Annotated in this window: 16 protein-coding genes; 7 read left to right on the top strand and 9 right to left on the bottom strand. The window is 67.4% G+C overall.

The window, feature by feature from the left end:
• From AMYAL_RS0122285 to AMYAL_RS0122260, 6 genes are all read right to left on the bottom strand, one after another.
• Positions 1 to 1,230 (bottom strand): ABC transporter permease, encoded by a 1,230-nt coding sequence (locus AMYAL_RS0122285; RefSeq protein WP_093976516.1) that lies wholly within the window; start codon positions 1,228 to 1,230, stop codon positions 1 to 3.
• A gap of 41 nt (positions 1,231 to 1,271) precedes the next feature.
• On the bottom strand, positions 1,272 to 2,360 hold the full coding sequence (locus AMYAL_RS0122280; RefSeq protein ID WP_020633475.1) for an ABC transporter permease: 1,089 nt from the start codon (positions 2,358 to 2,360) through the stop codon (positions 1,272 to 1,274).
• Positions 2,357 to 3,934 carry an ABC transporter ATP-binding protein gene (locus tag AMYAL_RS0122275; RefSeq protein ID WP_020633474.1) on the bottom strand — a complete coding sequence of 526 codons (1,578 nt, stop codon included), beginning with the start codon at positions 3,932 to 3,934 and terminating at the stop codon, positions 2,357 to 2,359. Before AMYAL_RS0122275 ends, AMYAL_RS0122280 begins: the two co-directional genes overlap by 4 nt.
• 78 nt (positions 3,935 to 4,012) lie before the next feature.
• On the bottom strand, positions 4,013 to 5,152 hold the full coding sequence (locus tag AMYAL_RS0122270) for a BMP family lipoprotein (RefSeq protein ID WP_020633473.1): 1,140 nt from the start codon (positions 5,150 to 5,152) through the stop codon (positions 4,013 to 4,015).
• A gap of 339 nt (positions 5,153 to 5,491) precedes the next feature.
• Positions 5,492 to 6,250, bottom strand: coding sequence for a hypothetical protein (locus AMYAL_RS0122265; protein ID WP_020633472.1), 759 nt, complete (start codon positions 6,248 to 6,250; stop codon positions 5,492 to 5,494).
• Positions 6,251 to 6,252: 2 nt separating this feature from the next.
• Complete coding sequence (locus AMYAL_RS0122260; RefSeq protein WP_051137690.1) at positions 6,253 to 9,105, bottom strand: glycosyl hydrolase family 95 catalytic domain-containing protein; 2,853 nt, start codon at positions 9,103 to 9,105, stop codon at positions 6,253 to 6,255.
• 421 nt (positions 9,106 to 9,526) lie between these two features.
• Here AMYAL_RS0122260 and sdhC point away from each other — a divergent pair, with 421 nt between their 5' ends.
• The 5 genes from sdhC to AMYAL_RS0122235 all read left to right on the top strand — a co-directional run bounded on the left by sdhC (position 9,527) and on the right by AMYAL_RS0122235 (position 14,061).
• Positions 9,527 to 9,970 (top strand): succinate dehydrogenase, cytochrome b556 subunit, encoded by a 444-nt coding sequence (sdhC, locus tag AMYAL_RS0122255; protein ID WP_081736504.1) that lies wholly within the window; start codon positions 9,527 to 9,529, stop codon positions 9,968 to 9,970.
• A gap of 2 nt (positions 9,971 to 9,972) precedes the next feature.
• On the top strand, positions 9,973 to 10,386 hold the full coding sequence (locus AMYAL_RS0122250; protein ID WP_005165555.1) for a succinate dehydrogenase hydrophobic membrane anchor subunit: 414 nt from the start codon (positions 9,973 to 9,975) through the stop codon (positions 10,384 to 10,386).
• 28 nt (positions 10,387 to 10,414) lie between these two features.
• Positions 10,415 to 12,169 carry a succinate dehydrogenase flavoprotein subunit gene (gene sdhA, locus AMYAL_RS0122245; protein ID WP_020633470.1) on the top strand — a complete coding sequence of 585 codons (1,755 nt, stop codon included), beginning with the start codon at positions 10,415 to 10,417 and terminating at the stop codon, positions 12,167 to 12,169.
• Positions 12,169 to 12,939, top strand: a complete 771-nt coding sequence (locus AMYAL_RS0122240; protein WP_005165560.1) for a succinate dehydrogenase iron-sulfur subunit — start codon at positions 12,169 to 12,171, stop codon at positions 12,937 to 12,939. Before sdhA ends, AMYAL_RS0122240 begins: the two co-directional genes overlap by 1 nt.
• Before the next feature lie 156 nt (positions 12,940 to 13,095).
• Positions 13,096 to 14,061: a hypothetical protein gene (locus tag AMYAL_RS0122235; protein WP_020633469.1), complete on the top strand. Its 966-nt coding sequence runs from the start codon at positions 13,096 to 13,098 to the stop codon at positions 14,059 to 14,061.
• Between the two features lie 64 nt (positions 14,062 to 14,125).
• Here the strand turns inward: AMYAL_RS0122235 and AMYAL_RS0122230 are convergent, their stop codons facing one another.
• On the bottom strand, positions 14,126 to 15,337 hold the full coding sequence (locus tag AMYAL_RS0122230) for a M14 family zinc carboxypeptidase (RefSeq protein ID WP_245192993.1): 1,212 nt from the start codon (positions 15,335 to 15,337) through the stop codon (positions 14,126 to 14,128).
• A gap of 192 nt (positions 15,338 to 15,529) precedes the next feature.
• Between AMYAL_RS0122230 and AMYAL_RS0122225 the strand changes: the two genes are divergently transcribed.
• The gene (locus AMYAL_RS0122225; protein WP_143267717.1) at positions 15,530 to 16,396 is read left to right on the top strand and encodes a hypothetical protein; all 867 of its coding nucleotides are present in this window, start codon (positions 15,530 to 15,532) and stop codon (positions 16,394 to 16,396) included.
• A gap of 54 nt (positions 16,397 to 16,450) precedes the next feature.
• Here AMYAL_RS0122225 and AMYAL_RS0122220 read toward each other — a convergent pair whose 3' ends face one another.
• Positions 16,451 to 17,863 (bottom strand): S8 family peptidase, encoded by a 1,413-nt coding sequence (locus tag AMYAL_RS0122220; RefSeq protein WP_020633466.1) that lies wholly within the window; start codon positions 17,861 to 17,863, stop codon positions 16,451 to 16,453.
• A 78-nt stretch (positions 17,864 to 17,941) separates the two neighbouring features.
• Positions 17,942 to 18,196 carry an SCO4848 family membrane protein gene (locus AMYAL_RS0122215; protein ID WP_026467335.1) on the bottom strand — a complete coding sequence of 85 codons (255 nt, stop codon included), beginning with the start codon at positions 18,194 to 18,196 and terminating at the stop codon, positions 17,942 to 17,944.
• Positions 18,197 to 18,239: 43 nt separating this feature from the next.
• Here AMYAL_RS0122215 and AMYAL_RS0122210 point away from each other — a divergent pair, with 43 nt between their 5' ends.
• Positions 18,240 to 19,478, top strand: coding sequence for a D-alanyl-D-alanine carboxypeptidase family protein (locus AMYAL_RS0122210; RefSeq protein WP_026467334.1), 1,239 nt, complete (start codon positions 18,240 to 18,242; stop codon positions 19,476 to 19,478).
• Positions 19,479 to 19,495 lie beyond the last annotated feature (17 nt).

Below are 19,495 nucleotides of genomic sequence, written 5' to 3'. Positions count from 1 at the left end.
TCAGTCCTCACCTCGTCGGTACAGCGCGCCGTCCGCCTTGGGCGGCCGCAGCCGCTGCGAAGCCACCGCCAGCACGATCAGCGTCACGAAGTGCGCCGTGTACGGGATGAGGTCGCTGGGCAGGTCGTCGTTGGTCCAGTAGATCGCGTACAGCGCGCCCGCGCCGACGACACCGAGCGCGGCGGCGATCCACTGACGGCGGAACAGCTGCACGGCCACGATCACGGCCAGCAGGATCACCGCGCCGTAGAGCAGCGCGAGCACCGCCGTGCCGCCACCGGCGAGCTGGAGACCGTCGGCGTACCCGAACAGCGCCGCGCCGCCGAGCAGGCCACCCGGCCGCCAGTTGCCGAAGATCATCGCCGCGAGGCCGATGTACCCGCGGTTGTTGGTCTGGTTCTCCAGGTAGTCCGCCCCGCCCGCGAGCAGCACGAGCGACGCGCCACCCATCCCGGCGAGCCCGCCGGAGATGATCATGGCGACGTACTTGTGCAGGTAGACGTTCACGCCGAGCGACTCGGCCGCGACCGGGTTCTCCCCGCAGGACCGCAGCCGCAGGCCGAACCGCGTGCGCCACAGCACGAGGTAGCTGATCGGGACCAGCGCGATCGCGATCATCGTCAGCGGCGCGACCTCGGTGACCAGGCCGTTGAGGATCCCGGCGAGGTCGGAGATGAAGACGCGCTGCATCTTTTCCAGATCCGACAACCAGTCCGAGAGGAACGTCGCCGAATAGGTGTCGAACTTCGGCACCGGCGGCGACTGGCGCGGGTTCCCCGAAAGCGGGGTGAAGATCAGGTTCGCGAGGTACTTCGCGACCCCGAGACCGAGCAGGTTGATCGCCACACCGGAGACGATGTGGTTGACGTTGAAGGTCACCGTCGCGACGGCGTGCAGCAGACCGCCGAGCGCGCCGAACACGACCGCCGAGATCAGCCCGGCCCAGACCCCGCCGTGGTACGCGCCCCACGCGGCGCCCCAGGTGCCGAGGATCATCATGCCTTCGAGGCCGATGTTGATCACGCCCGCGCGTTCGGCCCACAGCCCGCCGAGCGCGCACAGCAGGATCGGCAGCGCCAGCCGCAACGCGGTGTGCGCGGTGTTGGTCGAGGTCAGCGTGTTGACGCCGGTGGCGTACGACGCGATCGCGAGCACCCCGACCGCCAGCAAACCCCAGATGGCGCCCTTGGCCCAGCCGGGGATACGCCGCTTCGGCGGTTTCACCGGCATGGTGGTCCCGCCCGAGTTGGGCGAAAGTACATCCGCGGTGGTCACACCGCACCTCCCTCGGACACGCTGGAACCCTTGCCCGCCAGCGCGCGACCCACGCGACGCTGTTCGGCGGCCAGGTCCGCGCGGCGCACGATCTCGTACGCGATGACGACCGACAGCACGATCACGCCCTGCATGATCGTGGCGATCTCTTTGGACACGTTGATCTGTTCGAGCGACACCGCGGACCGGTCGAGGAACGCCCACAGCAGCGCGCCCAGCGCGATCCCGGCCGGGTGGTTACGGCCGAGCAGCGCGACCGCGATGCCGGTGAAGCCGTACATCTGGGTCGAGGTGATGCCGTAGGTGAAGTCGCGGCCGAGCAGTTCCGGCATCGCGATCAGACCGGCGACGCCACCGGAAAGCAGCATCGCGATCAGCGTCATCTTCTTGGCGTTGACCCCGCCCGCGGCGGCGGCCGTCGTCGATTCGCCGGAGGCCTTCAGCTCGAACCCGAACCGGGTCCGGTTGAGCATGAACCAGTAGGCCGCGCCGATCAGCGCCGCGATGAACACGAAGCCGAACAGTTCGCCCGACCCGATCGGGACACCGGGGATCCGGCCGGTTTCGGCGATCTCGCGGGTGGCGATGTTGTTGCCGGTCTGCACGCCGAACTGGTCGGCGTTGACCAGGAACGCCACGATGCCGCCGACGATCGCGTTCAGCATGATCGTCGAGATGACCTCGGAAACGCCTCGGGTCACCTTCAGCACCGCGGGGATCGCCGCGTAGAGCATGCCGCTCAAGACCGCGACGACCAGGATCGCGAGCACGTGGATCACCGGCGGCAGCTTCAGCGCCCCGCCGATGATGGCGGTGACGATGGCGGCGAACCGGTACTGGCCCTCGACACCGATGTTGAAGAGGTTCATCTGGAAGCCGATGGCCACCGCGAGCCCGGACAGGTAGTAGACCGTCGCGAGGTTCACCGTGTCGACGGCTGTCGAGCCCTTGAAGAGCTGGCCGATCATCGTGCCGTAGGCCTGGAGCGGATCCGCGCCCGAGATGATCAGCGCGATGGCCGTCAGGATGACCGCGAAAACGATCGCGAGCAGAGGCGGCAGCAGCCTCGTACGCCAGGAACTCACGATGCACCTTCTTCGGAGTCTTCGGAGGCACCCGTCATCGCGGAGCCCAGTTGCTGCGGGGTCACGGTCGCGGGGTCGGCCTCGCCGACCAGCCGTCCGCGGAGCATGACCTGGATGGTGTCCGACAGCCCGATCAGCTCGTCGAGGTCGGCCGAAATCAACAGCACGGCCAGCCCGGCCGCTCGGGCCTGGCGGATCTGCTCCCAGATCAGCGCCTGCGCGCCGACGTCGACACCGCGGGTCGGATGTGAGGCGATCAGCAGGACCGGGTTACCGGAAAGCTCGCGCCCGACGATCAGCTTCTGCTGGTTGCCACCCGAAAGCGCGGCGGCGGGGACGTCGATACCCGGCGTGCGGACGTCGTACTCCTCGACGATGCGGCGGGTGTCCTCCCGCGCGCCGTCGATGTCGAGCAACTGTCCTTTCGCGACCGGCTTGCGGGTCTGGTAGCCGAGGATCCGGTTGACCCACAAGGGTTGCGTGAGCAGCAGGCTGTGCCGCGTGCGGTCTTCGGCGATGTAGCCGATGCCGGCCTCGCGGCGGGCGAGCGTCCCCAGTTTGTGGAGTTCGACGACGTCGCCGTCGGCCTCGGTCAGTTCGATCCGGCCGCCGCCCTTGCGCATGCCCATGATCGTCTCGACGAGCTCGGTCTGGCCGTTGCCCTCGACCCCGGCGATCCCGAGGACCTCACCCGCGTGCACGGTGAAGGAGATGTGGTCGAGCACGTTCCGCTCGGAACCCTCGACCTTCAGGCAGACGTCGTCCAGGCGCAGGACGTCCCGGTCGGTCACGGTGGACTCGCGGGTCTCCGGGCTGGGCAGCTCCGAGCCGACCATCATCTCGGCCAGCTGGCGCGAGGTGATCGTCTTCGGATCGGCCGAGCCGACCGTGGTGCCGCGGCGGATCACGGTGACCGTGTCGGCGATCGCGCGCACCTCGTCGAGCTTGTGCGAGATGAAGAGGAAGGTGAAGCCGTCCTTCTGCATGGCACGGACGGTCTCGAACAGCGCGTCGACCTCCTGCGGCACGAGCACCGCGGTGGGCTCGTCGAGGATGATGATCCGCGCGCCGCGGTAGAGCACCTTGACGATCTCCACGCGCTGGCGGTCGGCGACGCCGAGTTCCTCCAGCAGCGCGTCCGGGCGGGCGTGCAGGCCGACCCGGCCGGCGAGTTCCGCCAGTTTCGCCCTGGCGGCGCGGCCGATGCCGTGCAGGTTCTCCGCGCCGAGGAAGACGTTCTCCCCGACGGTGAGGTTGTCGGCGAGCATGAAGTGCTGGTGGACCATCCCGATCCCGGCCTTGATGGCGTCCTGCGGGTTGCGCAGTTTCACCGGTTCGCCGTTGATCGCGATGTCGCCCTCGTCCGGCTGTTGCATGCCGTAGAGGATTTTCATCAGGGTCGATTTGCCCGCGCCGTTCTCGCCGCAGACGGCGTGCACCTCGCCTTTGGTGACGGTGAGGTTGACGTCGGAGTTGGCCACGACACCGGGGAATCGCTTCGTGATCCCGGTCAGCTGCACGGCCGGTTCACCCCGGTCGGGGGCGTCGGTGACCTCGGCCTGGGGAGCGCTCATCAAAAAGCCATCCAGTTCTGGGTAAACAGGTGAGGGCTCGGAAGGGTCGTCCTTCCGAGCCCTGCTACCTGGTGGAGCTTACTTCTGCGGCTTGTCCGAGACGGTGATCGCCCCGGAGACGATCTGCGCCTTGTAGCCGTCGAGGACGTCCTTGATGTCGTCGATCTTGCCACCGGAGGTGGCGTAGCCGACGCCGTCGACCTTGAGGTCGAAGCGCTTCGGCAGCGACGTCAGGTCACCCTTGGCCAGGGCGCGCAGGTAGTCGAACACCGCCACGTCGACGCGCTTGAGCATCGAGGTGATGATGACGTCCTTCGACGCCTCGACCGTCTTCTGGTTGTACTGGTCGGAGTCGACGCCGATGGCGAGCGCGTTGTTCGACTTCGCGGCCTCGAAAACGCCCTTACCGGAGGCACCGGCGGCGTGGTAGACGACGTCCGCGCCCTTGGCGATCTGCGCGGCGGCCTTCACGTTGCCCTTCGCCGGGTCCTGGAACCCGGAGAAGTCACCGGCCGGGGTGAGGTACTCGTCCTCGATGACGGCCTTGGTCGACGCGGCCTTCACACCCTGCAGGAAGCCGGCCTCGAACTTCTGGATCAGCGGCGTGTTCACGCCGCCGACGAAGCCGACGTGGCACTTCTTCGACTTGTACGCGGCGGCGACACCGGCCAGGAACGAGCCCTGCTCCTCGGCGAAGACCAGCGGGGTGACGTTCGGCGCCTTGACGGAGTCGTCGTCGACGATCGCGAACTGGGTGTTCGGGTACTTCGGCGCGATGGCGCCGACGGCCTTGGCGTAGGCGAAGCCGACCGCGATGACCGGGCTGAAGCCCTGCGACGCGAGCTGGTCGAGACGCTGCGACTTGGCGGCCTCGTCCTCGGTCGCGGCGGCGGTGCTTTCGGTGACCGCGGTGACGCCGAGCTCGGTCTTGGCCTTGTCGGTACCGGCGGCGGCGGAGTCGTTGAACGACGCGTCGCCACGGCCGCCGACGTCGAAGGCCAGCGCGACCTTGAGCTTGCTGCCGTCGACCTTCTCACCGGCCTGCGCGGAGCTGGTCGTGGCGGCCGCCGCGGCGGGCGGCTTCGGCGCCGTCACGCAGCTGGCGGACTGGTCCCCAGTGCTCGCGTTGTTGTTGTTCCCCGCACCTGAATCCTTCGCGCACCCGGCCAGTACCAATGCACCGGCCATGGCGGCGGCGGCCAGCGCGGTTCCACGCATGCGACGCAACGTGTGTCTCCCTCCCCGCTGATCCAGCGGATGGTCCGAAGAAAGCGACCCGGCGACGCTGCCGGGTTCGACCGAGAGACGGTACCTAACGGCCGCTTTGCTGCCATAGGAAAGGCACGCTACGTAACACAAACGTTTACTCATGAGTCGTAAGCGCGACGAATGGAGTACTTACGGTGATCACAACGGAGCAGTCGCGGGACGGTCCCCTTCCCCCGTTCGAGCCGGGCGACGAGGGCGTTCACGCCCTGTTCAGGACCCCTGCGCGGGCGTGCCGAGGCGACGACCGACGCCCTGTCACCGGGGACGCCGTCGCCACCGTCGGTGACCTCAGACCAGCTGCGAGGACATCAGGCCGCGGATGTTCTGGTGGCAGTTCTTCAGGCCGGACGAGTTCAGGCTGCGGTAGACGCCCCATTTCGGCCGCAGGTAGTTCACGTCCCGCCACAGATCCGCGGCCTTCCGGACGTCGGCGACGGTCCGGGAACCGTCCTTGAGCACGCAGTGCAAGTAGCCATTGTGGGAGGCCTTGAACTCCCAGGACACGTCGATCCACTTGTTCTGGAGCGGCGCGTAGTCGGCGAGGTCGGCTTCCGCGCCCGAGTCACCGGCGATGGTCAGCACCCCTTTGCCGCCCTTCTGGCGCGGCGTGAGGGTCCACTGCGGAGGCCCGACGTCGGGGACCTTCATCTGGAACAGGTGGGTGAACGCCGTCGTCGCGGTCAGTTCGGTGGGCCAAAACGCCTGGTAGGAGATCCGCCAGGTCTCGTCCTTCAGGATCTTGTACGTCTTGTCGCCGTCGCGCATCCCCTTCGCCTCGTTGCGCTGCCGATCTGTCGATGTGTCGACATCCCGCGTGTGCATGTCGAAGCGCCAGTGGTCGCCTTCGGGGTAGATGTGCTTCACGCCGGGATGCGATCCGGCGCGGTCGTCCTCCAGGCCCTCGAACGCGCGCAGGCCGTCCTTCGCCGGGTCCGGGCTCCATCGCGGTGTCCAGGTGGCCGCGTGCGCGGTCCCGGTCCCGAGCGCGGCCGCGCCGAGCACGCCCGCTCCCAGGATGAGCGCCTTCCGGCGGTCGAAGTTCTCCATGGCTACTTTCCCTTCTCCAGGGTGACCGCGAAGACGTGCGGCCTCGGGGTGGCGGCGGGGAGCGTGACCGACACGACCTCGCGCGCCGGGTCGAGCGGGATCCGCTGGTGGAAGATCGCAAGCTTCACGGGCTGGATCCCGGACCGTGAGTGCAGCTGGTTCGTGGTGACGGCCTCGCTCTCGCCGAACGCCGCCGCCGCGCGCCAGCCGGTGAGCCGCAGGGGGACGTCCGCCGATCCATCCACATAGGACACCTTCAGCGTGGTCACGACGTTGCCGGTGTCGGCGGCGCCGAGCAGGTGCAGGGTGGCGTACTTCCCGGCGGGCAACGGGATCGTCGCGCCGACGACGTTGTTCGGCGTGCCCTCGCTGCCGTTGACGAACAGGAACGGGACACCGTCGTCGGCGACCTGTCCGGTCTGGGGCAGCTGGGCGGCGGGATAGGTGTTGCCCGAACCGTCGAAATCGCCGTCACCGAGGTAGAACTCACTGGTCACGCCGTCGGAGTTCAGCACCGCGGCGAGATCGACCGGGACCAGGTCACCGGCGGGCGGCAGCGCGGGAAGCCCCCACGCCGCCGCGGGCTCGCCGACCGGCACCGGCGCGATCGTCGTGTCCGGACGCCTCCCCCGCGCGTGGATCAGCACTTCGCGGCCCCGCACGAGGTCGATGGTCACCGTGCCGTCGGGACGCTGCCGCCAGGACCGCGCGCCTTCGACCTCCAGCCGTCCGGGGATGGACGGCCTGAGTTTCAGCGGCTCGCCCGCCAGGCTCAGGACGCGGACGAACTTCGTGACACCGGCCCTGCGCACTGCGCTGACCAGGAACGCGCCCTGCGTGCGGAAGTCGTGCAGAGTGACGTCGCGCCAGCCGTCAGGTACGGCGGGGAAGATCCGGATCGTGTCGCCCCAGCTCTGGCAGAGCATGTCGTGGATCGACTGCGCCGCGGACAACGGCGTTTCGATGACCGGGCCCGCTTCGTAGTACATGGTGTTGGGCTGCGCGAACCGCGTGACGAACGCGCGCAGATGCTTCAGCGCGTCGTCCCCGCGTTCCAGCGCCGCCGAAAGCGAAGCGGCGCCGGTGAAACTGAACCCGCGCAGGGCGCCCTCGAAGCTGATCCAGTGCGCCAGCGACTTCGAGATCAGCTCCGTCTGCGCGGGGTCGTCCACGTTCAGCAGATACAGCGGATAAGCCGCGAGGATGTGCGAGTAGTGGCGATGTGACTTGGCGAACGGGACGCCGGTGCCGACCATCAGGCCGTTCTCGTCGACGGGGAAGGCGACGAGCTTGTCGAGCACCTCACGCCACCTCAGCGCCTGCGGATCGTCGACCCGCAGGGTCTTCGCGGCGTCGAGCAGGGTTTGGCAGCTCCACCGGATCAGCGCGAGGTCGTAATTGCAGTCGGGCGCACGGCCGTACTCCGGCGAGAAGGTCGGCGGCAGGTGCAGCCGACCGTCGGCGCCGGGCTTCAAGAAGTGCAGGTAGTAGTTCATCGCCTTGCGCAGCACCGGGAACAGGACGTCGCGCAGAATCCCGGTGTCCATGGTGTGGCGGTAGCTCAGCCAGACGTTGTGCAGCAGCCACGGCAGATCGCCGATCTCGGCGTCCGCGTCCGGCCCCGGCACACCGACGAACCCGGCGTCCGCGAACCGCGCGTCGGCGCTGCGCCGCAGCCCCATCGAATCCGCGCGGTACTCGGGCCGCAGGCCGTCGATCAGCGTCCGGCCGTTCTCGGCGATCGTCCGCGGGATCGGGTCCAGTTCGAGGTGGTTGGACCCGTGCACCGGCCAGTATTCGAGCTGGGCGTTGAGGTTGTACCAGACCGACGGCCACGGCGTCGGCTCCAGCCAGGGCCCGGTGGTCGCCATGATCGGCGCTTCGGCGCGGGCGGCGGACGCCAGTTTGTACAGCTGGATCCAGTAGAAGCTCTGCAGCCTCGCGTCCGGAATGGACAGGAAGCTCCGGCGGTGGAACGCGTGCCACCAGCGCCGGTGGAGCATGGCCAGCGCGTCCACCGTGGACACTCCGGCGACGACGGAGCGCACCCGCCCCTCCGCCTCCGTGCCCGGATGACTGTGTGCCGTCGACAGGAAAAGCGTCTTGCCGCCGTGCCCCGCCCGGCGCGTCCGGTACGCCGTCGCGTTCTGCCCGCCCGCCACGAGCGGCTGGACGACCACGGTGGTGTCGCCCTCGGTCCGGGTCACCGGCGGCGGGTTGGGCTCGAAACCCTTCGGCGGCTGCTCGCGGACGATCCGCGGGCTCACCGCGGGCACCGGCGCGAAAGTGAGACCGAACCCTCGCTCCCCCGCGCTCGGTGCGACGTCCACCACCAGCAGATCGCGCGAAGCGTGCACGAACGCGCGGATCTCGAGGGTGCCCTTGTCGGTGGTCACGGTCCCGGTGAGCTCGGCGTTCCAGAGGTCGAGCCGCAGCCGGGCGCCGGTGAGTTCACCCACTGGTGTGAGCAGCACCTTCCCGATCGGGAGCCGCGCGACCCCCCATTCGTTACCGAAAGCGGGCCGGTGGTCCTGGGATTCGCTGTGGTCGACGGTGAATTTGAGCGCGTTCCGGTCCCGGTAGACCTGCGCGCCGACGAAACCGTTGCCCAGGAACGGGCCCTCGTACCAGGTGCGCGGCAACCGTTCCCAGCGTGGATCCTGCCCGGCGAGGAACCGCGACCAGTCCGCGTCCGTGCTCATCCCGTGGCATCCGGACGTCGTATCGCCGGTGTCCACAGAGGTCTCCGCGGCCTCCGCGGTCGCTGCGGTCTCCATGGGGAGTGCCCCGAGGAGGAGCCCGGCGGCGGTGCCGCCCAGCAGGTCGCGTCGTGGGAACCCAGCAGACTGGCCCATGATCACCCCATCGTGAACTCGGCCGATTCATCGGATGTCTGACCGAGTGAACGTAAGATATGACATATAACTCGTCAACAAGTCACTGGATTGACAACTCCTTCGGCCGAACCTTTCCGGATGTACCACTGAGAGAGATCAGATGTTCGGCGTCCGGAGCACCTGCGACCAGGGCGACTACGAGGGACTGGGGCGGATTCGCCGGTATCACCCGCGACAGGGCGTGATGTCTGGTCCATCACACAGACGAACCCGGAAGTGAGCCCACCGTGAGGAGCGGGTCTAGCATCCTTTTCATCCACGCTCGATGACCATGATCTCGGCACCGTCGCCGGAGCCGTCCCCAGGCGGACGTCCCGGCGGCAGGCGCGGAAACCAGCGGTCAGCGGGCCCAAGCCATGACGTTGGAGGCCGTTCACCGATGTCCACCACGGCTAGCACCGCCTCTGAGGCGGCCGCGAGCGATCGGGCGGGTGCCTCACGCCGGCAAGGGACTTTCTACCGGGGAGACCCCGGTATGTGGTCCTGGGTGCTGCACCGCATCACCGGCGTGCTGACATTCTTCTTCCTTTTCGTGCACGTGCTCGACACCGCGCTCGTGCGCGTGTCGCCCGACACGTACAACGAGGTCATCGAGACCTACAAGACCCCGCTGGTCAACCTCCTCGAGGTCGGCCTCGTCGGCGCGGTGCTGTTCCACGCGCTCAACGGCATCCGGGTCATGCTGGTCGACTTCTGGGAGAAGGGTCCCAAGTTCCAGAAGCCGATGCTCTGGACGATCCTGGCCATCTGGGTCGTGGTGATGATTCCGGGCGCCTTCTTCATGATGAAGCGCACCGTCGAGACGCTGTTCGGGGGTAACTGACCATGGCTGAACTCGCTCTCGAGCGCCCGCGCGCCCCGAAGCGCGCCGCCGCCCGTCGCAGCAACTTCGAGCTCTACAGCTGGCTCTTCATGCGCATCTCGGGCCTCGCCCTGATCGTGCTGGTGCTGGGCCACCTGTTCATCATGAACATCCTCGACGGCGGCGTGCACCGCATCAACTGGGGCTTCGTCGCCGGCCGCTGGGCTTCGCCGTTCTGGCAGTTCTGGGACCTGTCGATGCTGTGGCTCGCCGAGATCCACGGCGGCAACGGGCTGCGCACGATCATCGACGACTACGCCCGCAAGGACAGCACCCGGTTCTGGCTGAAGATCGTGCTCTACGTCTCGATGGTGCTCATCCTCGCCGTCGGCACGATGGTGATCTTCACCTTCGACCCAGGTATCTCGGCCAACTGACGCCCACCACACGTTAAGCGGAGTCCCCATGCAGTTCCACAAGTACGACGTGGTGATCGTCGGCGCCGGTGGCGCCGGCATGCGCGCGGCCATCGAATCCGGCCAGCGCACGCGCACCGCGGTCCTCACCAAGCTCTACCCGACGCGTTCGCACACCGGCGCCGCCCAGGGCGGTATGTGCGCCGCGCTGGCGAACGTCGAAGAGGACAACTGGGAGTGGCACACCTTCGACACGATCAAGGGCGGCGACTACCTGGTCGACCAGGACGCCGCCGAGATCATGGCGAAGGAAGCCATCGACGCGGTCCTCGACCTCGAGAAGATGGGCCTGCCGTTCAACCGGACGCCCGAAGGCAAGATCGACCAGCGCCGCTTCGGCGGGCACACCCGTGACCACGGCAAGGCCGCGGTGCGCCGCGCCTGCTACGCCGCGGACCGCACCGGGCACATGATCCTGCAGACGCTGTACCAAAACTGCGTCAAGCACGGCACCGAGTTCTACAACGAGTTCTACGTGCTCGACCTGGTGCTCACCCCGGACGAGAACGGCAACCCGGTCGCCTCCGGCGTCGTCGCCTACGAGCTGGCCACCGGCGAGCTGCACGTTTTCCAGGCGAAGTCGATCGTGTTCGCCACCGGCGGCGCGGGCAAGATCTTCAAGACCACGTCGAACGCGCACACCCTCACCGGTGACGGCCTCGGCATCATCTTCCGCAAGGGCCTGCCGCTGGAGGACATGGAGTTCTTCCAGTTCCACCCGACAGGTCTCGCCGGGCTCGGCATCCTCATCTCCGAGGCCGTTCGCGGTGAAGGCGGCATCCTCCGCAACGCCGACGGCGAGCGGTTCATGGAGCGCTACGCCCCCACCATCAAGGACCTCGCGCCGCGCGACATCGTCGCCCGGTCGATGGTGCAGGAAGTGCTGCAGGGCCGCGGTTGCGGGCCGAACAAGGACTACGTCGTCCTCGACGTCACGCACATCCCGGAAGAGACGCTGAACGCGAAACTCCCGGACATCATGGAATTCTCGCGGACGTACCTGGGCGTCGACCCGGTCACCGAGCCGGTGCCGGTGTTCCCGACCTGTCACTACGTGATGGGCGGCATCCCGACGAACATCCACGGCGAAGCGTTGCGGGACAACGAAAACGTCATCCCCGGCCTGTACGCCGCGGGTGAGGTGGCGTGCGTGTCCGTGCACGGCTCGAACCGGCTCGGCACCAACTCGTTGCTGGACATCAACGTCTTCGGCCGTCGCGCCGGCATCGCCGCCGCCGAATACGCGCTGGCGCACGACTTCGTCGAACTGCCGGAGAACCCGACCACCGTCGTCGAGAACCAGCTGTCGCTGCTGCTTTCGGAGCACGGTGACGAGCGCGTCGCCGACATCCGCACCGAACTGCAGAAGACGATGGACTCGCACGCTTCGGTGTACCGCACGGAGGACACGCTGAAGCAGGCGCTGACCGACGTGCAGGCGCTGAAGGAGCGGTACGAGCGGATCACCGTGTCGGACAAGGGGAAGCGGTACAACACCGACGTCCTCGAAGCCGTCGAGCTGGGCTTCCTGCTCGAACTCGCCGAGGTCCTCGTCGTCGGCGCCCTGGCGCGCAAGGAATCCCGCGGCGGGCACGCACGCGAGGACTACCCGAACCGCGACGACACGAACTTCATGCGGCACACCATGGCCTACAAGGAGGGCGACGGTCTTTCCGCCGATGTCCGCCTGGACTACAAGCCGGTGACCTTCACCCGCTACGAACCGATGGAGCGGAAGTACTGATGACCACGGCCACCCCCGAGAAGTCGGAGGCCGTGTCCTCCGACCACACGCCGATCACCGTCACGCTGAAGATCCTGCGGTTCAACCCCGAGGTCGACACCGAGCCGCACTGGGAGTCCTACGACGTCCCGGCGCAGCGCACCGACCGGCTGCTGAACCTGCTGTTCTACGTGAAGGACTACATCGACGGGACGTTCTCGTTCCGCCGCTCGTGCGCGCACGGCGTCTGCGGGTCCGACGCGATGCAGATCAACGGCATCAACCGGCTGGCGTGCAAGGTCCTGATGAAGGATCTGCTGTCGCAGGACGGCAAGAAGACGACCATCACCATCGCGCCGATCAAGGGTCTGACCACGCTCAAGGACCTTTACGTCGACATGGACCCGTTCTTCGAGGCGTACCGTGCGGTGAAGCCGTACCTGATCGCCTACGGGAACGAGCCCACGCGCGAGCGGATCCAGTCGCAGGCCGACCGCGACCGGTTCGACGACACGACCAAGTGCATCCTGTGCGCCTGCTGCACGTCCTCGTGCCCGGTGTATTGGAACGACGGCTCGTACTTCGGCCCGGCCGCGATCGTCAACGCGCACCGGTTCATCTTCGACTCGCGTGACGAAGGCGCCGAAGAGCGGCTCGACATCCTGAACGACTCCGAGGGCGTCTGGCGCTGCCGCACGACCTTCAACTGCACCGACGCCTGCCCGCGCGGCATCCAGGTCACCAAAGCAATCCAAGAGGTCAAGCGCGCCCTGCTCTTCAAGCGCGTCTAACGCTTCTGGCAAGTCCGTGAAGGCCTCCTTCCCTACCCTCAAGGTAGGGAAGGAGGCCTTCACGGCGTTCCGGGAGTTATCCACAAGTACCCGGTTATCCACAGGTTCGCAGAGTGTGACTGCCGCAGGAGGGCCCAGGCGGACAAGCTGGGCCACGTGGTCAAAAGGGGAAGATGGGCACAGCATCCCGAACTGCTGCTGGCGCACAGCCGTAATGGCGTCGCCAGGGCCGCCGACCTGGAATCACTGGAGATGCCCAGCAAGACGATCTACCAACGCTGTTTGCCGGGCGGGCCATGGCAACGGCTCCTTCCGGGCATCGTCCTTCTGCACGACCAGAAGCCGTCCTCGTCGGAGTTGGTCACCGCCGCCCTCCTCTATGCGGGGGCGAAGGCAATGCTCACCGGCATCGAAGCCTGTCGGCTCCACGGACTGCGCCCGTCCGCGCTGCCGGACGACCCTGGGCTGCATCTGTTGCTGCCGCACGACAGGAAGGTACGAAGCGTCGGCTTCGTGACCACGGAACGAACTGTGCGGCTACCGCCACCGACAGCCAGGGACGGGGTACAGCTCGCACCTTTGGTCCGCGCTGCGACTGACGCTGTCCGGCGGTTCACTGATCCGCACGCGTCGGAAGAACTCCTCATCGAGGCGATCCAGCAGGGCAGATGTCATCCCAAGTCGCTGCTCTGGGAACTGAATCACGGAACTCAGCGAGGAACCGCGGTGCCCAGGCGGCTCCTGACCGGCTGGGTGGACATCCGCTCGATGGCCGAGTCACGGGCGAAGGTACTCAGTCGGCGGCTGGAGACGCCTCCCAGCCATTGGAATGCCGAGCTCTTCGACGTTTCCGGCAAGTATCTGGGGCGGCCGGATGCTTGGTGGGACGACGTCGGCCTGGTCTGGGAAATCGATTCGTTCGATTTCCATTTCCGTCGTACCGGATACCAACGAACCGTGGACCGGAACACCCGGTACGCGACTTCCGGGATCGTCGTCGTCCAGACACTGCCTTCCCAGCTGCTGAACGATCCAGCCGCCGTGGTCGCCGATCTGGAGTCCGCCTGGCGGATCGCGGCTTCCCGCCCCCGCCCGCCGGTCCGCCTGGCCGTCGCTGCCTGATAGTCCGTGAAGGCCTCCTTCCCTACTCTGAGGGTAGGGGAGGAGGCCTTCACGGACCGACGGTCTACTCGAGGGTGCGAGCGGCCGACTCGGCGGTGCCGGGCAGCAGGTCGAAACCCTCCGGATCGATATCGCCGACGGCACCCGTGCTCACGTCCCGCAGCATGTTGTACAGCCCCGCCATCACCGCACGCGTGAAGTGCTCCCGGTACTGCTGCCCGAGCGTCTGCGTCTGCCCGCGCACCTCGAACAGCACCGTCCCCGTCCCGTTCAGAGCGAACGAGCACCGCGCCTGCCCCGGCAGATCGCGATCCGCGGCATGCGGATAGCGCGCCCCGACGAACCCGCGCGACGTCATCCCGGTGAACCCGCTGATCGCCAGCTGCCGTGATTCGTCCTTTGTGTACACATCGCGGTACTTCGCATATTTCTGGCCGGGTTCGAAGAACTTGTCGGGCAGCGGCGGATAGTCGATGCCGACGTCGAGGAGCCGGTTGCTGCCTTCCTGCCGGACGCACGCACCCTGGTGGTGCAGATCGACGTAGACGTCGGGCACCTTCCCGCGCTGCTTGGCCAGCCCGACGTACACCGAGCGCAAGGCCCGCGCCTCGGGCGTGATGAACCACCCCGGCTGATCGGGCGCGCCGGGGAAGTCTTCCGCGCGCGGGACGTAGTTCAGCTCCGGATTGAAGTCGCGGTTGACGTCGAAGCCGGGGCGCTTCCGGTAGTCGTCGCCCTGGATGACGTCGCTGAGGTAGTTCCAGGCGGGCGGGCGGTCCTTGAGCTGGGGGAACTTCTGCTGCACCTCGGCCAAGGACAGGTCGTTGCCGCGCCGGTCGAGTTCGGCGCCGTCCGGGTTCAGCTTCGGCACCGCGACGAACGTGATGGTCTTCCGCAGCCGCTCGGCGTCCCGCGACTCCGACGTGCCGAGATAGTCGAGGATGCGCAGAAGCGCGTCGGTGCCCGTCTTCTCGTTCCCGTGGATCTCGCTGGAGACCACGAAGACCTTCGGCCCGGTCCCGACGGTCGCCCGGTGGATCACCCGGCCGTGGTTGGACCGCCCGGCCTCCTCGACCGCCACCCGCCCCTTGCTCACGCGTTCGAGCCTGCCGAGTTCCCGCACCATCTCGCGATAGTCGGTGAACTCGTTGACGGGCAGTTCCCGCGGCTCCTCGCTGCAAGCCTGGACGGGCGCCGCCACCGCGGCGGGTGCGCTGACGAGCGGGAGTACCGCCAAGCCCACCATCACGGGAACCAACCGACCGAACACCGACATCGTGAACTCCCCACCGTCGAAGGTGTTCACAACGTAGCGAGAAGGACACCGCTCGCGAATCCGGCAAAAGTGCCGAGACACAGTGAACACGTGATCGAGCTAGCCTGGACGGTCATCGGCTGATCGATCCGAGGGGATCCCATGGAAGCGATGACCGAAGTGCGCACGACCTTGTCCCGGCGGCTCCTGCCGTTGCTCTCCGATCTCGAAGATCTCGTCTACCGGCACGGCTACCTCCGAATCATCGCGAGCGCCGTCGCGACCTTGGGCACGATCGGGCTACTCGGCCAGGTCCTCGGACTCACCTGGATGCGCACGACTTTCGCGACAGCGGCCGTCGTTCTTTTCGTCACCGCTGCACTGATCTCATTCTCCGCCACCCGGAAACTACGAGACCGCTTGACACAGACCGAGCAACTCCTTCATTCCTACCTTCCTGACTTACCCAAGACGGATCCGGTGAGCATTCGCCGATGGAAACAGGAGACGACGATCGAGGAGAACGGAGACACCTGGATTCGTCGAGAAGTGACGATGGTCAGGGCGGCTGATCGTCACCTTCGCTACCTCACATTCACCGCGGCCTGCTACCGCGTTGTCAAGTACACCGACCGCGAAAAACGAAGTGTCACGTATGACGTGGTCCACGCCACGGCAGGGACGTCGGGATCCGGAATACGGGTTCCCACCACGTCGAGATGGTCGGAGACGGAACGAGGCGAACCCACGCTGACGGTGTACATCCATCTCGGACGTGCCGTCGAAGAAGGCGATGTGGTGACCACCGAATGGTACTGGCCGAAGTGCTCGGCCGACCTGATGAAGGGAATTCGACCCGAGGAGTTCGACGTCTTTTTCGCCACCACGGTCGCCGAGTTCGATTTCACAGTGACGTTCCGAAACCTCAAGAACGACGCGGCACTGAGCGTGAAGTCTCTGCCCACGACAGAGGTGAAACGTTCACGGGATGGCCGAGACACGGTTCTCCGGCTCTCGGGTATCTCGCCGCGAAACGACGAACGCTTCGGTTTCATCGCCGACGTGCGGCGGGCCGAATGACCGGAGGCCGGCCCACGAACGTGGACCGGCCTCCGGAAACGCGCTACCAGCGACTTACTTCACCGCGTCCAGGGCGTTGACGCGGCCGTGCCCGTAGTACGAGTTGTCCTTCGCCGGGCCTTCACAGACCGGCGCCGCGGTTCCGCAGGGAACCGCGTCCGCCTGGTGTTCGAGCAGCCACCTCAGCGCCACGGGCGGCGCGTGACGGAAACGGGACGCCAGCAGCGCGGCGACGCCGGCGACGTGCGGGGACGCCATCGAGGTGCCGCACTTGGTGCCGTACGCACCGTTGAAGATCGTCGACAGCGGGCAGCCCGCACCCTGACCAGCGGGCGGCAGCTGGGCGCGGTCGCCGCCGGGGGCGGTGACCGAAACGTCGTCACCGTAGTTGCTGAACGACGACTTCGTGCCCGCGTAGCCGATGGACGAGACGTTGACGACGCCGTCGATGGCCTTGGGCAGGATGCCGCAGCTCTGGTCGACCGGGTGCGGCCGGTTCGGGTCGGTGGTCTGCTTGTCCGGGTCGAAGCCGCTGTTGCCTGCGGCGGCGACGTTCAGCACGCCACGGCCGGTCGAGTAGGTCACCGCGCGGCGGACGGCCTCGAACGCGGCAGCGTCGCCCGGCTCCTTCGTGCAGTAGAACATGCCAGGGTCGATGTAGTAGCTGTTGTTCGTGACCGGGAAGCGGTGCTTCGCCGCCCACATGAACCCGCACACGGCGGCTTCGGGGAGGATCAGGCCGTCGTCGTTCACGACCTTCACCGACGCCAGCTTGACGCCGGGCGCGATGCCCGTGAAGCCGCGCGCGGCGTCCTTGCCCGCGATGGTGCCGGCGACGTGCGTGCCGTGGTCGGAGTTCGTGGGCGCCCAGGCGGCGGGCGTCGTGTCAGGCGCGCCCGTGTTGCAACCCGCGGACGTCTTCGGGTCGATGGCCGCCTTCAGCGCGGGGTGGGTGGGCTCGATGCCCGAGTCCAGCACGCCGACGGTCACCGAGCGGCTGCCACCGGAGACCTTGTTCGCCTCGGGAGCCTGGATCGCCCGCATGTCCCACTGCTGGGCCGACAGGTCGTCTTCGGCGGCGACGCTGGTGGTCTCTTCGCTTTCCTTGGTGTCGACCACGGCGGAGCGGGTCGAACGGGCCGAGGCCGCGGGCGGGAACGCCACGTCACGGCCGCCCGAATAGGCGCGGAAGACGCCGATCTTCGCCTGGAAGTCGGCGTTGCGCGAGGTCGCCACCGCGACCCCGATCTCGGGGTAGTACGCGACCTTCTCGCCGCACTTGGCGCGCAGCTCGGTGTCGACCTTGCGCTCCGGGGTACGCGGGTTGTAGAGCACCACGTAGTTGAACGGCGCGCTCGCGGTGTCGCACTGCGGCGCGGGCGCCGCGCTCGCCGACGGGGCCGCGAAGACACTTCCCGCTGCCGCCGCGACGAGCGCGGGGACGAGCAGGCGTCTGATCCGGGACATTCCACCTCCATGATTCGGTGGAGTGAACGTAAGCGAGCCGAAGCCCGCCCACCACCGACAAAAGGACGACAAACCGGATCAGGCGTCAGCCTTTTCCGCGTCCCGTGACTTGGCGCCACGAAGCGTGCGCAGACCGATCAGGCCGATGATGGTGCCGAGCACGAACGAGACGACCGTCAGCACGGCGTGCACGATGAAGTAGGCGGTGGGCGAGCCGTCGGCGGCCCAGGCGCGGTCGCTGTCCCAGAGGTTCTTGGCGAACGTGATCCAGATGATCCACGACCACACGCCGAAACCCAGCAGGAACATCGAAGTACCTCGCGAAATGCGCATGCCCCTGAGTATGCAGCGGGCCCGGCGACGCTACATTGCTCGGGTGCACAGCGCTATCTCCCGGTCGCTCATGGTCCTCGTTTCCGGTGTGCTCGCCCTCGCGGTGACGCCGGTGGCCACAGCCGCGCCGAAGCCACCAGCCCAGGCGCAGCCGTGCGCGAACAAGACGACGCCTCCCGCGCCGATCGACACCTCGGAGAAGCCACGCCCCGGCGAGGCCGTGCCGGCGCCGTTGCCGGTTCCGCCGGTTCCGGTGGGCGGCGACCGGATGGCCGAATGCGGTCTCGTGCTCCCGAAGCGCGCGCTGAACCCGCCGGACGGCGACACCTCCGCGTCCTGGGTGCTGCAGGACCTGGAGAACGGCGACGTCATCGCCGCGAAGGATCCGCACGCCCGTCAGCGGCCGGCGTCGCTGATCAAGGTGCTGCTCGGGCTGGTCGTGGTCACCGAGCTCCCGCCGGAGAAGGTCATCGTCCCGACCAAGGAGGACGCCGAGCAGGAGTGCACCTGTGTCGGCATCGCCGCCGGCGGTCAGTACACAGTGGACCAGCTGCTGCACGGGCTGCTGATGCACTCCGGCAACGACGCGGCGCACGCGCTGTCCACCGTGCTCGGCGGTGTCGACGCCACGGTCGCGAAGATGAACGCGCTGGCCGCCCGCATCGGCGCCACGGACACCCGCGCCGCGACCCCGTCCGGGCTCGACGGCCCCGGCATGTCGACGTCGGCCTACGACATGAGCCTGATCTTCCACTACGCGATGAAGAAGCCGGAATTCGCGCAGGTGGTCAAGACCAAGAGCTTCGAGATCCCGCCCATCGCGGGAAAGCCGGTCATCACGATCTACAACGACAACAAGCTCCTCGGCTCCTACCCCGGATTCATCGGCGGGAAGACCGGCTTCACCGACGACGCGCGGCACACCTACGTCGGCGGCGCACTCCAGAACGGGCACCGGGTCGCGGTCGTGATGCTCCGTGCCGAACAGCGCCCGACGCGGGTCGTCGAACAGGCCGCGAAACTCCTCGACTACGGCATCGCGCTGCGCGAGGCCAAAGCCGAACCGGTCGGGCGTATCGAATACAAGGCGACGGAGGCCGTGGACGCGGGTCAGGCGTCGGCCACGCCGAACGCTGACGGCACGTCGAACAGCGGCGCCGCGGCGGCGGCCGAAGATCCGTTCGGGGTGACCGGCTGGATCATCACGCTGGTGGTCTTCCTGATCATCGTGGCGTCCTTCGTCATCGGTCACCAGCGCAAGAAGGCCATGGCGGGCGAGTAGGAAACCAGGACGCGAAA

This window comes from Amycolatopsis alba DSM 44262 (genome assembly GCF_000384215.1).
GTDB classification, from domain to species: Bacteria; Actinomycetota; Actinomycetes; order Mycobacteriales; family Pseudonocardiaceae; genus Amycolatopsis; species Amycolatopsis alba.
Note: the sequence above shows the minus strand (reverse complement) of the source record. Positions and strands in the feature narration are given on the sequence as shown.

Excerpts from the sequence above, each read along its gene's own strand:
- AMYAL_RS0122215 (WP_026467335.1), bottom strand. The coding sequence starts at position 18,196 with ATGCGCATTTCGCGAGGTACTTCGATGTTCCTGCTGGGTTTCGGCGTG.
- AMYAL_RS0122250 (WP_005165555.1), top strand. The coding sequence starts at position 9,973 with ATGGCTGAACTCGCTCTCGAGCGCCCGCGCGCCCCGAAGCGCGCCGCC.
- AMYAL_RS0122275 (WP_020633474.1), bottom strand. The coding sequence starts at position 3,934 with ATGAGCGCTCCCCAGGCCGAGGTCACCGACGCCCCCGACCGGGGTGAA.
- AMYAL_RS0122270 (WP_020633473.1), bottom strand. The coding sequence starts at position 5,152 with ATGCGTGGAACCGCGCTGGCCGCCGCCGCCATGGCCGGTGCATTGGTA.
- AMYAL_RS0122240 (WP_005165560.1), top strand. The coding sequence starts at position 12,169 with ATGACCACGGCCACCCCCGAGAAGTCGGAGGCCGTGTCCTCCGACCAC.
- AMYAL_RS0122265 (WP_020633472.1), bottom strand. The coding sequence starts at position 6,250 with ATGGAGAACTTCGACCGCCGGAAGGCGCTCATCCTGGGAGCGGGCGTG.
- AMYAL_RS0122230 (WP_245192993.1), bottom strand. The coding sequence starts at position 15,337 with ATGTCGGTGTTCGGTCGGTTGGTTCCCGTGATGGTGGGCTTGGCGGTA.
- sdhA (WP_020633470.1), top strand. The coding sequence starts at position 10,415 with ATGCAGTTCCACAAGTACGACGTGGTGATCGTCGGCGCCGGTGGCGCC.
- AMYAL_RS0122285 (WP_093976516.1), bottom strand. The coding sequence starts at position 1,230 with ATGCCGGTGAAACCGCCGAAGCGGCGTATCCCCGGCTGGGCCAAGGGC.
- AMYAL_RS0122220 (WP_020633466.1), bottom strand. The coding sequence starts at position 17,863 with ATGTCCCGGATCAGACGCCTGCTCGTCCCCGCGCTCGTCGCGGCGGCA.
- AMYAL_RS0122260 (WP_051137690.1), bottom strand. The coding sequence starts at position 9,105 with ATGGGCCAGTCTGCTGGGTTCCCACGACGCGACCTGCTGGGCGGCACC.
- sdhC (WP_081736504.1), top strand. The coding sequence starts at position 9,527 with ATGTCCACCACGGCTAGCACCGCCTCTGAGGCGGCCGCGAGCGATCGG.